At 68.3% G+C, this 13,918-nt stretch carries 13 protein-coding genes; all 13 read right to left on the reverse strand.

Annotation, left to right across the window (positions count from 1 at the left end):
- Positions 1–38 precede the first annotated feature (38 nt).
- On the reverse strand, positions 39–320 hold the full coding sequence (rpsS, locus tag MILUP08_RS30925; RefSeq protein WP_007465299.1) for a 30S ribosomal protein S19: 282 nt from the start codon (positions 318–320) through the stop codon (positions 39–41).
- 12 nt (positions 321–332) lie between these two features.
- A complete protein-coding gene (rplB, locus tag MILUP08_RS30930) occupies positions 333–1,172 on the reverse strand; it encodes a 50S ribosomal protein L2 (RefSeq protein ID WP_007465301.1) in 840 nt (279 codons plus the stop codon).
- Between the two features lie 12 nt (positions 1,173–1,184).
- Positions 1,185–1,487 (reverse strand): 50S ribosomal protein L23, encoded by a 303-nt coding sequence (rplW, locus tag MILUP08_RS30935; RefSeq protein ID WP_007465304.1) that lies wholly within the window; start codon positions 1,485–1,487, stop codon positions 1,185–1,187.
- Positions 1,484–2,134, reverse strand: a complete 651-nt coding sequence (gene rplD / locus MILUP08_RS30940) for a 50S ribosomal protein L4 (RefSeq protein WP_007465305.1) — start codon at positions 2,132–2,134, stop codon at positions 1,484–1,486. The genes rplW and rplD overlap by 4 nt, the downstream gene beginning before the upstream one ends.
- Positions 2,131–2,796 carry a 50S ribosomal protein L3 gene (gene rplC / locus MILUP08_RS30945; RefSeq protein ID WP_007465307.1) on the reverse strand — a complete coding sequence of 222 codons (666 nt, stop codon included), beginning with the start codon at positions 2,794–2,796 and terminating at the stop codon, positions 2,131–2,133. The genes rplD and rplC overlap by 4 nt, the downstream gene beginning before the upstream one ends.
- Positions 2,797–2,807: 11 nt before the next feature.
- On the reverse strand, positions 2,808–3,116 hold the full coding sequence (gene rpsJ / locus MILUP08_RS30950) for a 30S ribosomal protein S10 (RefSeq protein ID WP_007073037.1): 309 nt from the start codon (positions 3,114–3,116) through the stop codon (positions 2,808–2,810).
- A gap of 352 nt (positions 3,117–3,468) precedes the next feature.
- Complete coding sequence (gene tuf / locus MILUP08_RS30955; protein WP_007465313.1) at positions 3,469–4,662, reverse strand: elongation factor Tu; 1,194 nt, start codon at positions 4,660–4,662, stop codon at positions 3,469–3,471.
- Between the two features lie 213 nt (positions 4,663–4,875).
- Positions 4,876–6,972 carry an elongation factor G gene (fusA, locus tag MILUP08_RS30960; RefSeq protein WP_007465316.1) on the reverse strand — a complete coding sequence of 699 codons (2,097 nt, stop codon included), beginning with the start codon at positions 6,970–6,972 and terminating at the stop codon, positions 4,876–4,878.
- Positions 6,973–7,049: 77 nt separating this feature from the next.
- On the reverse strand, positions 7,050–7,520 hold the full coding sequence (gene rpsG / locus MILUP08_RS30965; RefSeq protein WP_007465317.1) for a 30S ribosomal protein S7: 471 nt from the start codon (positions 7,518–7,520) through the stop codon (positions 7,050–7,052).
- Between the two features lies 1 nt (position 7,521).
- Positions 7,522–7,896 (reverse strand): 30S ribosomal protein S12, encoded by a 375-nt coding sequence (gene rpsL / locus MILUP08_RS30970; RefSeq protein WP_007465318.1) that lies wholly within the window; start codon positions 7,894–7,896, stop codon positions 7,522–7,524.
- 501 nt (positions 7,897–8,397) lie between these two features.
- Positions 8,398–8,778 (reverse strand): hypothetical protein, encoded by a 381-nt coding sequence (locus tag MILUP08_RS30980; RefSeq protein ID WP_007465320.1) that lies wholly within the window; start codon positions 8,776–8,778, stop codon positions 8,398–8,400.
- Positions 8,779–9,558: 780 nt separating this feature from the next.
- Positions 9,559–9,927 (reverse strand): hypothetical protein, encoded by a 369-nt coding sequence (locus tag MILUP08_RS30985; protein ID WP_007465321.1) that lies wholly within the window; start codon positions 9,925–9,927, stop codon positions 9,559–9,561.
- Between the two features lie 92 nt (positions 9,928–10,019).
- Positions 10,020–13,907 (reverse strand): DNA-directed RNA polymerase subunit beta', encoded by a 3,888-nt coding sequence (locus MILUP08_RS30990; protein ID WP_007465322.1) that lies wholly within the window; start codon positions 13,905–13,907, stop codon positions 10,020–10,022.
- Between the last annotated feature and the right edge of the window lie 11 nt (positions 13,908–13,918).

Consider the following 13,918-nt stretch of genomic DNA (forward strand, 5'->3'; position numbering starts at 1 on the left):
TGTAACCCCTTGTTCCCTCTATCCGTATGCCCGCGGCGTCAGCGCCGACGGCTCTTCCGGTCGTCCTTCTCGTGACCCTTGAACGTGCGGGTCAGCGCGAACTCGCCGAGCTTGTGCCCGACCATCGCCTCGGTCACGAACACCGGGACGTGCTTGCGTCCGTCATGCACGGCGATCGTGTGCCCCAGCATCTCGGGGATGATCGTCGAGCGCCGCGACCAGGTCTTGATCACGTTCTTGGAGCCCTTGTCGTTCTGTACTTCCACCTTCTTGAGCAGGTGGTCGTCGACGAACGGGCCCTTCTTCAGGCTGCGAGGCATGTCTTATCTCCCTCAGCCGCGCTTACGCGTGGCGTAGCGGCGGCGGACGATCAGCTTGTCGCTCGGCTGGCCCTTACGGCGGGTGCGGCCCTCGGGCTTACCCTGCGGGTTGACCGGGTGGCGACCACCGGAGGTCTTACCCTCACCACCACCGTGCGGGTGGTCGACCGGGTTCATGGCGACACCACGGACGGTCGGGCGCTTGCCCTTCCACCGCATCCGGCCGGCCTTGCCCCAGTTGATGTTCGACTGGTCGGCGTTGCCGATCTCGCCGACGCTGGCGCGGCAGCGCACGTCCACCCGCCGGATCTCGCCGGACGGCATACGCAGGGTCGCGTACGCGCCCTCGCGGCCGAGCAGCTGGATGCCGACGCCTGCGGAACGGGCCAGCTTGGCCCCGCCGCCCGGACGCAGCTCCACGTTGTGGATCGTGGTACCGACCGGGATGTTGCGCAGCGGCAGGTTGTTACCCGGCTTGATGTCGGCGCCCGGACCGGACTCGACGCGGTCGCCCTGCTTCATGTCCTTCGGCGCGATGATGTACCGCTTCTCGCCGTCGGCGTAGTGCAGCAGCGCGATGCGCGCCGTGCGGTTCGGGTCGTACTCGATGTGAGCGACCTTCGCCGGCACGCCGTCCTTGTCGACCCGCTTGAAGTCGATCAGACGGTACTGGCGCTTGTGACCGCCGCCGTGGTGCCGCGTGGTGATCCGGCCGTGGGCGTTACGCCCGCCCTTCTTCGGCAACGGAGCCAGCAGCGACTTCTCCGGCGTGGACCGGGTGATCTCGGCGAAGTCAGCGACGCTGGAGCCACGTCGGCCCGGCGTCGTCGGCTTGTACTTACGGATAGCCATTGTCTACACCCCTCAGCTGACCGGGCCGCCGAAGGCCTCGATACGGTCACCGTCAGCCAGCTTCACGATCGCCCGCTTGGTCGCCTTGCGCTGACCGAAGCCGGTCTTGGTGCGCTTGCGCTTACCCTGGCGGTTGAGCGTGTTGACCGTCAGGACGCGGACGTTGAAGATCTGCTGGATAGCGATCTTGATCTCGGTCTTGTTCGCGTCCGGGTGCACCAGGAAGGTGTACCAGTTCCGGTTCAGCTCGCTGTAGCTCTTCTCCGAGACGACCGGCGCCACGATGATGTCGCGCGGGTCGGCGATGGTGCTCACTTGCCACCCTCCTCGGTGGTCTCGGCGGGCACGCCCAGGAACTCGTCCAGGGCGTCCTTGGTGAAGACCACGTCGTCGGCCACCAGCACGTCGTACGTGTTCAGCTGGCCGGACTCGATCAGGTGCACCCGCGGCTCGTTGCGCAGTGACACCCAGTTCAGTTCGTCGGTGCTGCTCAGCACAACCAGGACCCGACGGGCCTCGGTGAGCTTGGTCAGCGTGGCCAGGGCCGCCTTGGTCGACGGCTTCTCGCCCGAGACGAACGCCTCGACGACGTGCACCTGCCCGGCGCGGGCCCGGTCCGAGAGGGCACCGCGGAGCGCGGCGGCCTTCATCTTCTTCGGGGTGCGCTGGCTGTAGTCGCGCGGCACGGGACCGTGCACCACGCCACCGCCGGCGAACTGCGGCGCGCGGATCGAGCCCTGCCGGGCGCGACCGGTGCCCTTCTGCTTGTACGGCTTCTTGCCGCCACCGGCGACCTCGCCGCGGGTCTTGGCCTTGTGCGTGCCCTGTCGGGCCGCCGCGAGCTGGGCCACCACGACCTGGTGCATCAGCGCGACGTTGGCCTGCACGTCGAAGATGTCCGCCGGCAACTCGACCGAGCTGCTGGTGGTGCCTTCGACGGTGCGCACGTCAACGGTGGTCACTTGGCCGCACCGCCCTTCTTCACCTTGCTCTTGGCCGCGGTCCGGACCAGAACCAGCGCGCCCTTGGGACCAGGAATGGCACCCCGGACGAGCAGCAGGTTGTTCTCGGTGTCGACCGCCTGGACGGTGAGGTTCTGCACGGTGTAGCGCACGCCACCCATCCGGCCGGCCATCCGGGTGCCCTTGAAGACACGACCCGGAGTGGCGCAGGCGCCGATGGAACCGGGCGAGCGGTGCTTGCGCTCGACACCGTGGCCGGCACCCAGACCGTGGAAGCCGTGCCGCTTCATGGGGCCGGCGTAGCCCTTGCCCTTGGTCTTGCCGGTCACGTCGATCGTGACGCCGGCCGGGAACTCTTCGACCGTGACCTCCTGGCCCAGCGAGTATTCCCCGGCGTCCGTGGTGCGCAGCTCGACGATGTGCCGGCGCGGCGCCACGTCCGCCTTCGCGTAGTGCCCGCTGACCGGCTTCTTGACCTTGCGCGGGTCGATCGTGCCGTACGCCAGCTGGACCGCGGAGTAACCGTCCTTCTCGGCGCTACGAACCTGGCTGATGACGCACGGGCCGGCCTCGACCACGGTCACGGGAACAACACGGTTGTTGTCCCAGACCTGGGTCATGCCGAGCTTGGCGCCCAGGATCCCCTTGACTTGCCTGTCCATTTGTCCGGTCCCTACAGCTTGATCTCGATGTCGACGCCAGCCGGCAGGTCGAGGCGCATGAGCGAGTCGACCGTCTTCGGGGTCGGGTCGATGATGTCGATCAGCCGCTTGTGCGTGCGCATCTCGAAGTGCTCGCGCGAGTCCTTGTACTTGTGCGGCGAGCGGATAACGCAGAAACGGTTGATCTCCGTGGGCAGCGGCACCGGGCCCGCGACCTGCGCCCCGGTGCGCGTCACCGTCTCGACGATCTTCCGAGCCGAGGAGTCGACGACCTCGTGGTCATAGGCCTTGAGCCGGATGCGGATCTTCTGTCCCGCCATGGTGGCTTCTGTTCCTTCTCTCGATGCCGCTGTGTTGCGGGCGCCTGTACCGGCTGGCACAGGCCCACTTCGCCGACCCCCGCGGTCGGGCGTGTCGCGCCCTCGGGCCGAGCTCCGCCCCGTGGTTCCGGAGTGGTGCTGACCGCGCGGTGGGTCAAGGCGCCGATCGCGCATTACCGCGACCTGAACGCCGTGCGAGGGTGGTTGGCGACTGGGCCGCCAACCACCCCACGCTCGACTGTCTCGCCACCCGGAGGTTCAGCGAAAGCCGAACACAGGCGACGTACTGTCGTTACGCAACCTGACTAGTATGCCGCACGACCGGCGGCGGGTCTAATCGGGGTTACCTAGCTCACTTGATGATCTTGGTGACGAACCCGGCGCCGACGGTGCGGCCACCCTCGCGGATCGCGAACTTGAGGTTCTCCTCCATGGCGATGGGCTGGATCAGCTTCACCGACATGGTGGTGTTGTCACCCGGCATGACCATCTCGGTGCCCTCGGGAAGGGTGACGACACCGGTGACGTCCGTGGTCCGGAAGTAGAACTGCGGACGGTAGTTCTGGAAGAACGGGGTGTGCCGGCCGCCCTCCTCCTTGGAGAGGATGTAGACCGTCGCCTCGAACTCCGTGTGCGGGGTCGTGGTGCCCGGCTTGACGACCACCATGCCGCGCTCGACGTCCTCGCGCTTGATGCCACGCAGCAGCAGACCGACGTTCTCGCCCGCGCGGGCCTCGTCGAGCAGCTTGCGGAACATCTCGATGCCGGTGCAGACCGTCTTCTGCGACTTCTCGCGGATACCGACGATCTCCACCTCCTCGTTCGGCTTGAGGATGCCGCGCTCGGCGCGACCCGTCACGACGGTGCCACGACCGGTGATCGTGAAGACGTCCTCGATCGGCATGAGGAACGGCCGCTCGGTCTCACGCTCCGGCTGCGGGATCGCGGTGTCGACCGCGGTCATCAGGTCCAGGAGCTTGCCGGTCCACTCGGGGTCACCCTCGAGGGCCTTCAGCGCCGAAACCCGGACGACCGGCAGGTCGTCACCCGGGTACTCCTGCGAGGAGAGCAGCTCACGGACCTCGAGCTCGACGAGCTCCAGGAGCTCCTCGTCGTCGACCATGTCGCTCTTGTTGAGCGCCACGACGATGTACGGCACGCCGACCTGACGCGCGAGCAGCACGTGCTCACGGGTCTGCGGCATCGGGCCGTCGGTCGCCGCGACCACCAGGATCGCGCCGTCCATCTGCGCGGCACCGGTGATCATGTTCTTGATGTAGTCCGCGTGGCCGGGGCAGTCGACGTGCGCGTAGTGCCGCGCCTCGGTCTGGTACTCGACGTGCGCGATCGAGATCGTGATGCCGCGGGCCTTCTCCTCCGGCGCCTTGTCGATCTCGTCGAACGGCGTGTAAGGGTTCAGGTCCGGGAACTGGTCGTGCAGGACCTTGGTGATGGCCGCCGTCAGCGTCGTCTTACCGTGGTCGATGTGACCAATGGTGCCGATGTTGACGTGCGGCTTAGTCCGCTCGAACTTCGCCTTCGCCACTGGTGTCCTCCTGTGGACTTCTTGGTTCGTACGCCCGGCGCGCCGGTCGGCGCTTAGGACTCTGTCGACAGCCTTTCCGGCCTGGCGGCCGGAGAGCTTTTGTGGGTTCTGCGGCGATGAAGCCTACAGGCCCGGTCTCACGCGATCCGATCGTGGTGGCCGCGGGCGGGTTGAACCACCCGCGACCGACCACGAATCACCTGCTCGGGGACGTTACTCGCCCGTTGCCTTCGCGATGATCTCCTTCGCGACGCTCTGCGGAACCTCGGCGTAGGAGTCGAACTGCATGCTGTAGCTAGCCCGGCCCTGGGTCTTCGACCGCAGGTCGCCGACGTAGCCGAACATCTCCGACAACGGCACCAGAGCCTTGACGATGCGGGCGCCACTGCGCTCCTCCATCGCCTGGATCAGGCCGCGGCGGGAGTTGAGGTCGCCGATGACGTCACCCATGTTCTCCTCAGGAGTGGTGACCTCAACGGCCATCATCGGCTCGAGCAACGCCGGGTCGGCCTTGCGGGCCGCGTCCTTCATCACCATGGAGCCGGCGATCTTGAATGCCATTTCCGACGAGTCGACCTCGTGGTACTGGCCGTCCAGCAGGGTCAGCTTGACGCCGACCAGCGGGAAGCCGGCGAGGATGCCGTACTGCATCGCGTCCTGGGCGCCCGCGTCCACCGACGGGATGAACTCCCGGGGGATACGGCCACCGCTGACGGCGTTGGCGAACTCGTAGGTCGGCGAGTCGTTGTCCAGCGGAAGCGGCTCGACGCTCACGATGACGCGGGCGTACTGGCCGGAACCACCGGTCTGCTTCTTGTGGGTGTACTCGACCTTGTCCACCTTGCGGCGGATGGTCTCGCGGTACGCCACCTGCGGCTTGCCGATGTTGGCCTCGACGTTGAACTCGCGGCGCATCCGGTCGACCAGGATGTCCAGGTGCAGCTCGCCCATGCCGGAGATGACCGTCTGACCGGTCTCCTCGTCCAGCTTGACGCGGAAGGTCGGGTCCTCCTCGGCCAGCCGCTGGATGGCGGTGCTGAGCTTCTCCTGGTCGGCCTTGGTCTTCGGCTCGATGGCGACCTCGATGACCGGCTCCGGGAAGGTCATCGATTCCAGGATGACCGGGTTCGCCGGGTCGGACAGCGTGTCGCCGGTGGTGGTCTGCTTGAGACCCTGCACCGCGATGATGTCGCCAGCCTGGGCCGAGCCGCGCTCTTCCCGCTTGTTGGCGTGCATCTGGTAGATCTTGCCGATGCGCTCCTTGCGGTCCTTGGTGGAGTTGACCACCTGGGTGCCGGTCTCGACCACGCCGGAGTAGACCCGGACGTAGGTGAGCTTGCCAAGGTGCTTGTCGGTCTGAATCTTGAAGGCCAGGCCGGAGAAGGGCTCCGCCTTGGAGGGCTTGCGCAGCAGCGGGGTCTCACCGTCGGTGGCCGTACCCTCGATCGCCGGGACGTCCAGCGGCGACGGCAGGAAGTCGACCACGGCGTCGAGCATGGGCTGGACGCCCTTGTTCTTGAACGCCGAGCCGCACAGCACCGGGTTGGCCTTGCCGGCGATGGTGGCACGCCGGATGGCGGCCTTGATCTCCTCGGGGGAGACCTCCTCGCCCTCCAGGTACTTCTCCATCACCGAGTCGTCGACGTCGGCGAGGGTCTCCATCAGCTTCTCGCGCCACTCGGTCGCGGAGTCGACCAGGTCGGCCGGGATCTCCTCGATCGCGTAGTCCTCACCCTTCTGGGTCTCCCCGCGCCAGGTGAGGGCGCGCATGCCGATCAGGTCGACGACGCCGATGTGGTCGCCCTCGAGCCCGATCGGGATCTGGAGCACCAGCGGGGTGGCGTTCAGCCGGTCGATCATCATCTGCACGCAGCGGAAGAAGTCGGCACCGGTCCGGTCGAGCTTGTTGACGAAGCACATCCGCGGGACGTTGTACTTGTCGGCCTGCCGCCAGACGTTCTCGGTCTGCGGCTCCACGCCGGCGACACCGTCGTAGACCGCGACCGCACCATCCAGCACACGCAGCGACCGCTCGACCTCGACCGTGAAGTCGACGTGACCGGGCGTGTCGATGATCTGGATCGTGTGGCCCTTCCACTCACACTTGGTAGCAGCGGAGGTGATGGTGATACCACGCTCCTGCTCCTGCTCCATCCAGTCCATGACGGCAGCGCCCTCGTGGACCTCACCGATCTTGTACGTGATGCCGGTGTAGAACAGGATTCGCTCGGTGGTCGTGGTCTTACCGGCATCGATGTGCGCCATGATGCCGATGTTGCGTACGTTGGCGAGCGCGTCTGCGGCGGCCACTTCAATCCCTACTTATCGTCGTCTCGACTCAACTGGTGGCGGTTCCGGCGCCCGGTGGGGGCGCCGGAACCAGGGTGTTACCAGCGGTAGTGCGCGAAGGCCTTGTTGGACTCGGCCATCTTGTGCGTGTCCTCGCGCCGCTTGACGGCGGCACCGAGGCCGTTGCTCGCGTCCAGCAGCTCGTTCATCAGCCGCTCGACCATGGTCTTCTCACGCCGGGCGCGGGAGTAGGTGACCAGCCAACGCAGGCCCAGGGTGGTCGCCCGGGTGGGGCGAACCTCGACCGGAACCTGGTAGGTGGCGCCACCGACACGACGGCTGCGCACCTCGAGGGTCGGCTTGACGTTGTCCATCGCCCGCTTGAGGGTGACGACCGGGTCGGTGCCGGACTTCTCGCGGCAGCCCTCGAGGGCCGCGTACACGATCGACTCGGCGAGCTGGCGCTTGCCGCGCAGCAGGATCTTGTTCACGAGCTGGGTGACCAGCGGCGAGTTGTACACCGGGTCAGCGACCAGTGGCCGCCGCGGAGCGGGTCCCTTACGCGGCATGTCAGCTCTTCTCCTTCTTCGCGCCGTAACGGCTGCGCGCCTGCTTGCGGTTGCGGACACCCTGGGTGTCCAGCGAGCCGCGGACGATCTTGTAACGCACGCCGGGGAGGTCCTTCACCCGGCCGCCGCGAACGAGCACGATCGAGTGCTCCTGCAGGTTGTGACCGACGCCCGGGATGTAGGCGGTCACCTCGATCTGGCTGCTGAGCTTCACACGAGCGACCTTGCGCAGCGCGGAGTTCGGCTTCTTGGGGGTGGTGGTGTACACGCGGGTGCACACGCCGCGCCGCTGGGGGGACCCCTTGAGCGCCGGGGTCTTGGTCTTGGTCGTCTTGGCCTGACGGCCCTTTCGGACCAGCTGCTGAATGGTGGGCACCGGGTTTCTCCGCTCCCTTCGGCCGCTGCACGCGGCCGCGCCGTCTGCTCGTTAGCCGGCCTGATGACCGGCTCTCCTACATTCCGACCAGGGCCACCTTGCGGAGGTCCCGGCACCCGCGGTCGGGCGTGTCGCCCAACTCACGGTCCCGGTGCGGACGCTTTCGCAGGCGTACCGGGTTTTCTGTCACCGGCACGCGGATCGCCCCGCCCCGGATCTCTGGCTTGTCGTGCCGCCGTCCGGACTCCGGATCCAGCGCACGCACGAGTTGCCCGGGCACGCCCGGGCACAAGGGGAAAGAGTACCTACCACAGCCGTCCAGGTCAAAACGGAATGGGTCGGCGACCGTCTCACACTCGCCGGCCGGATCTCGTCCCGCCTCGTCGCCCGCGATGGGCACCTACGGACACAAGTGTACCGGCTTCCCCGCCGGACCACCCGTCGCCCCCGGGCAGGCACCACGGACCCGGTGCCCCGGCGCCGCAGACCCGGTGTGCCGCGTCACGTCAGGGCGATCAGCAACGCCAGACCCAGGCCCAGCAGGCTGAGCAGGGCACCCGCCGCGCCGCAGCTGATGCCCGCCACCGCCAGCCCACGCCCGGTGAACCGGACCGACGACGGCGCGGCCGACCGGCCGATCTGCCGCCGACCGAGCAGGCCGGTGACGATCGCCGCCACCCCCGCGAGCACCCCCAGCACTGCGAAGGCGCCGGAGGCCCAGGCGCCCCCGTCGTTCGCGAACGCCACCCCGAAGCAGATCACCAGGAGCGAGACCAGGATCGACGCGATCCCCGCCACCAGCGCCCCGGTCGCCAGGCCGGAGGTGACCGGCGCCACGTCCAGGTGCACGACGCCGAACGGCGTGCCGGGCACCGCCTCCACGCGCTTCGGCGGCCGACGCTTGTCGTCCGTGGGCGGTGGCACCGGTCGGGCGGGAGCCACACCCCACCCGGGCGACGCCGGCTGCCCCCAGCCCGCCGGCGCACCGTGCCCCGGCTGCTGGCCCCAGCCCTGCGGAACACCGGGTTCCGCGGGGGGCTGGCCCCAGCCCTGCGGAACACCAGGCCCCGCGGGGGGCTGGCCCCAGCCCTGCGGAACACCGGACCCTGACGGCGGCTGACCCCAGCCCGGGGCAGACCCCGGCCCGGACACCGGGTGACCCCAGCCCTGCGGAACCACTGGACCCGACGGCGGCTGACCCCCGCCGGGGGCGGCCCCGGGCCCCGACACCGGGTGACCCCACGCGGGCGTTTGAGCACCGGGCCCCGCCGGCGGCTGACCCCAGGCGGGCGGCAGCGGCGCCCCGGAAGCCGGAGAGGGCTGGCCGTGTCCGGGCGGATGGACCCCGCCCCACTCGGCCGTGGGCGGACCCCACCCGGGCGGAGGCGACGCACCCCAGGCCGACTGTGGCGTACCCGGATCGGGGACGTCGGCCGCGGGTGGGGCGGGCTGCCCGTCCGGATCGGGTCGCGCCCAGTCGTTCGGTGCGGAGGGGGCCGGGCCCGGTGCCGGCGCGCCAGGGTGCCCGGCCGGTTCATCCGCCGGGGGCCGCGCCGGTTCCGTCACGAGGTCCTCCTGTCGACAGCCGCCGTGGGCGGCGGACACCGGCCAGGCTACCGCCGGAAGCGGCGCCGTCCGCGCCGGGCGTGGCGGGTGGAACGGTCAGTCCATGTTCGCCGGGTAGTCGTGGCCGAACGGCGTGCCGGCCAGTCGGACCACCCCGATCACCACGGCGACGACCACGCTTACCGCGACCAGCACCAGGCCGGTCCAGGCCAACCGCTCCCCCCGCCGCAGCCACACGCCACCGGTCAGGAAACCCCCCGAGGCGTACGCCTCCCGGCGGGCCTGCCGGGCCAGTTGCAGGGCCACCGTCGCCGGCACCACCCCGCCGATGAACAGCCCGGTCAACATGCCGAGCAGCCCCAGCGCGAAGACCGCCCGCGCCTTCGTGGCACGGGCCGGGTCCGGATCCAGCGGGTGGCGCAGGCCCTGGGACGCCACGGACACCTGTCCGGGTGCGGTCGTCATGCGTCCATCATGCCCAACCCGGTCGACGTCCGGGTCGGTCCGGACGCGACGAGGCCCCCGGCAGGTGCCGGGGGCCTCGTCGGTGTCGGTGCTTAGCGGTACGACCCGAAGTCGAAGTCGTCCAGCGGCACAGCCTGCCCGCTGGCCGGCCCGAACCCGTAGTCGGTCTCCGGGTAACCGGTCATCGAGTAGACCTTGGCCTTGGCCTCCTCGGTCGGCTCGACCCGGACGTTGCGGTACTTGCTGATGCCCGTACCGGCCGGGATGAGCTTACCGATGATCACGTTCTCCTTGAGGCCGACCAGCGAGTCGCTGCGCGAGTTGATCGCAGCGTCGGTCAGCACCCGGGTGGTCTCCTGGAAGGAGGCCGCGGAGAGCCAGGAGTCGGTGGCCAGCGAGGCCTTGGTGATACCCATCAGCACCGGACGGCCGGCGGCGGGCTCGCCACCCTCCGACACGAGTCGGCGGTTCTCCGACTCGAACAGCGCCCGGTCGACGAGCACACCCGGCAGGAACTCGGTCGAGCCGGAGTCGATGACCGTCACCCGCTTGAGCATCTGGCGGATGATGATCTCGATGTGCTTGTCGTGGATGAGCACGCCCTGCGAGCGGTAGACCTCCTGGACCTCCTGGGTCAGGTGGACCTGGACCGCGCGCGGACCGAGGATGCGCAGCAGCTCGTGCGGGTCGATGGTGCCCTCGGTGAGCTTCTCGCCGACCTCGACGTGACCGCCGTCGTGGGTACGGAGCTTGACGCGCTTCGAGATCTTGTCGTACACGATCTCTTCGCTGCCGTCGTCCGGCACCACGATGATCTTCCGCGAACGCTCGCCGTCCTCGATCCGGATCCGACCCGGGGTGTCGGCGATGGGCGCCTTACCCTTCGGGACCCGGGCCTCGAAGATTTCCTGGACACGCGGCAGACCCTGGGTGATGTCCTCACCCGCGACACCACCGGTGTGGAAGGTACGCATCGTCAGCTGCGTACCGGGCTCACCGATGGACTGGGCGGCGATGATGCCGACCGCCTCGCCGATGTCGACCGACTTACCGGTCGGCAGCGACCGGCCGTAGCAGGCCGCGCAGACACCCAGCTTGGACTCGCAGGTGAGCACGCTGCGCACCCGGACCGTCTCCACCCCGGCGGCGACGATCTTGTCGACCCCGATGGAGTTGATGTCCTGGCCGCGCTCGGCCACCACGGTGCCGTCCGGCCCCTTGATGTCGTCGGCAAGGGTCCGGGCGTGCACGCTGGTCTCGGCGTGGGTGTGGACGACGAGCTTGCCGTCCACCTTCTCGCCGATCTGCATCGGGATCGCCCGGTCGGTGCCGCAGTCCTCCTCGCGGATGATCACGTCCTGGGAGACGTCCACCAGACGACGGGTCAGGTAACCCGAGTCGGCGGTCCGCAGGGCGGTGTCGGCGAGGCCCTTACGGGCACCGTGCGTGGAGATGAAGTACTCCAGCACGGACAGACCCTCCCGGTAGCTGGCCTTGATCGGCCGCGGGATGATCTCACCCTTGGGGTTGGCCACCAGACCACGGATCGCCGCGATCTGCCGGAGCTGGAGCAGGTTACCGCGGGCACCCGAGTTGATCATCACCCACAGTGGGTTCTCCTGCGGAAGCGCGGTGTCCATCTCCTTGGCGACCTCGTTGGTCGCCTTGGTCCAGATCTCGATGAGCTCGCCGCGACGCTCCTCGGCGGTCATCAGACCACGCTGGTACTGCTTGTCGATCCGGTCGGCTTCCTTCTCGTACTTCGCCAGGATCTCCGCCTTGCGCGGCGGAGCGATGACGTCCTCCATGCCGATCGTCACTCCGGACCAGGTGGCCCAGTGGAAACCGGCCTCCTTCAGCCCGTCCAGGGTGGCGGCCAGCGCCACCTTGGGGAAGCGCTCGGCGAGGTCGTTGACGATCGCAGAGAGCTGACCCTTGCGGATCTCGTAGTTCACGAAGCGGTAGCCCTGCGGCAGCGTCTCGTTGAACAGCACCCGGCCCAGGGTGGTCTCCACGGTCAGCGGGTCACCCTCGACCCAGCCCTCCGGGGCGGTCCACGCCTCGGCGCCGGTGCCGTTGTCGACACCGACCACGCCGCGCAGCCGGATCCGCACCGGCGCCTGCAGGCCCAGCTCACCGTTGTCGAAGGCCATCTGCGCCTCGGCGTCCGAGCTGAACACCCGGCCCTCGCCCTTCTCACCGGGGGTGAGGTGGGTGAGGTGGTACAGACCGATGACCATGTCCTGCGTGGGCATGGTGACGGGCTTGCCGTCGGCCGGCTTGAGGATGTTGTTCGACGACAGCATCAGGATCCGCGCCTCGGCCTGGGCCTCGGCGGACAGCGGCACGTGCACCGCCATCTGGTCACCGTCGAAGTCGGCGTTGAACGCGGTGCAGACCAGCGGGTGGATCTGAATCGCCTTGCCCTCGACCAGCTGCGGCTCGAAGGCCTGGATGCCCAGACGGTGCAGGGTCGGCGCGCGGTTGAGCAGCACCGGGTGCTCGCCGATGACCTCTTCCAGCACGTCCCACACGACCGGGCGCTGACGCTCGACCATCCGCTTGGCGGACTTGATGTTCTGTGCGTGGTTGAGGTCCACCAGCCGCTTCATCACGAACGGCTTGAACAGCTCCAGCGCCATCTGCTTGGGCAGACCACACTGGTGCAGCTTGAGCTTCGGGCCGACCACGATGACCGAACGGCCGGAGTAGTCGACGCGCTTGCCCAGCAGGTTCTGGCGGAACCGGCCCTGCTTGCCCTTGAGCATGTCGGACAGCGACTTGAGCGGGCGGTTACCCGGGCCGGTGACCGGCCGACCGCGACGGCCGTTGTCGAACAGCGCGTCGACGGCCTCCTGGAGCATCCGCTTCTCGTTGTTGACGATGATCTCGGGAGCGCCGAGGTCGATCAGCCGCTTGAGGCGGTTGTTCCGGTTGATCACGCGGCGGTACAGGTCGTTCAGGTCCGAGGTCGCGAAGCGGCCACCGTCGAGCTGCACCATCGGGCGCAGGTCCGGCGGGATGACCGGGACGCAGTCCAGCACCATGCCGAGCGGCGAGTTGCGGGTGTTCAGGAACGCCGCCACGACCTTGAGCCGCTTGAGCGCCCGGATCTTCCGCTGACCCTTGCCGGACCGGATGGTCTCCCGCAGGCTCTCGGCCTCGGCGTCGAGGTCCATGTTCTGGACCAGCGCCTTGATCGCCTCCGCGCCCATGGAACCGGTGAAGTACTCACCGAACCGGTCGCGCAGCTCGCGGTAGAGCAGCTCGTCGGTGACCAGCTGCTTCGGCTCCAGCTTGCGGAAGGTGTCCAGCACCTCGTCCAGGCGGTCGATCTCGCGCTGGGCCCGGTCGCGGATCTGGCGCATCTCGCGCTCTCCGCCCTCCTTGACCTTGCGCCGGACGTCCGCCTTGGCACCCTCGGCCTCCAGCTCGGCCAGGTCGGCCTCGAGCTTGGCGGCCCGCTTCTCGATCTCCGAGTCGCGGCTGTTCTCGGACTGCCGCTTCTCGGCCAGGATCTCGTTCTCGATCGTCGAGAGGTCACGGTGACGCGACTCGGCGTCCACGCTCGTCACGACGTACGAGGCGAAGTAGATGATCTTTTCGAGGTCCTTGGGGGCGAGGTCCAGCAGGTAACCCAGCCGGCTCGGAACGCCCTTGAAGTACCAGATGTGGGTCACCGGAGCGGCGAGCTCGATGTGCCCCATCCGCTCACGACGGACCTTGGAGCGAGTCACCTCGACGCCGCAGCGCTCACAGATGATGCCCTTGAATCGGACGCGCTTGTACTTACCGCAGTAGCACTCCCAGTCCCGCTGCGGACCGAAGATCTTCTCGCAGAAGAGTCCGTCCTTCTCCGGCTTCAGGGTGCGGTAGTTGATCGTCTCAGGCTTCTTGACCTCGCCGTGCGACCACTGACGGATGTCGTCGGCGGTGGCGAGACCAATGCGCAGCTCGTCGAAGAAGTTGACGTCGAGCACTCTGTCCCCTA

The organism is Micromonospora lupini str. Lupac 08 (assembly GCF_000297395.2).
Taxonomy (GTDB): domain Bacteria; phylum Actinomycetota; class Actinomycetes; order Mycobacteriales; family Micromonosporaceae; genus Micromonospora; species Micromonospora lupini.

Excerpts from the sequence above, each read along its gene's own strand:
- rplC (WP_007465307.1), bottom strand. The coding sequence starts at position 2,796 with ATGGACAGGCAAGTCAAGGGGATCCTGGGCGCCAAGCTCGGCATGACC.
- rpsJ (WP_007073037.1), bottom strand. The coding sequence starts at position 3,116 with ATGGCGGGACAGAAGATCCGCATCCGGCTCAAGGCCTATGACCACGAG.
- MILUP08_RS30985 (WP_007465321.1), bottom strand. The coding sequence starts at position 9,927 with ATGACGACCGCACCCGGACAGGTGTCCGTGGCGTCCCAGGGCCTGCGC.
- rpsS (WP_007465299.1), bottom strand. The coding sequence starts at position 320 with ATGCCTCGCAGCCTGAAGAAGGGCCCGTTCGTCGACGACCACCTGCTC.
- rpsG (WP_007465317.1), bottom strand. The coding sequence starts at position 7,520 with ATGCCGCGTAAGGGACCCGCTCCGCGGCGGCCACTGGTCGCTGACCCG.
- rplB (WP_007465301.1), bottom strand. The coding sequence starts at position 1,172 with ATGGCTATCCGTAAGTACAAGCCGACGACGCCGGGCCGACGTGGCTCC.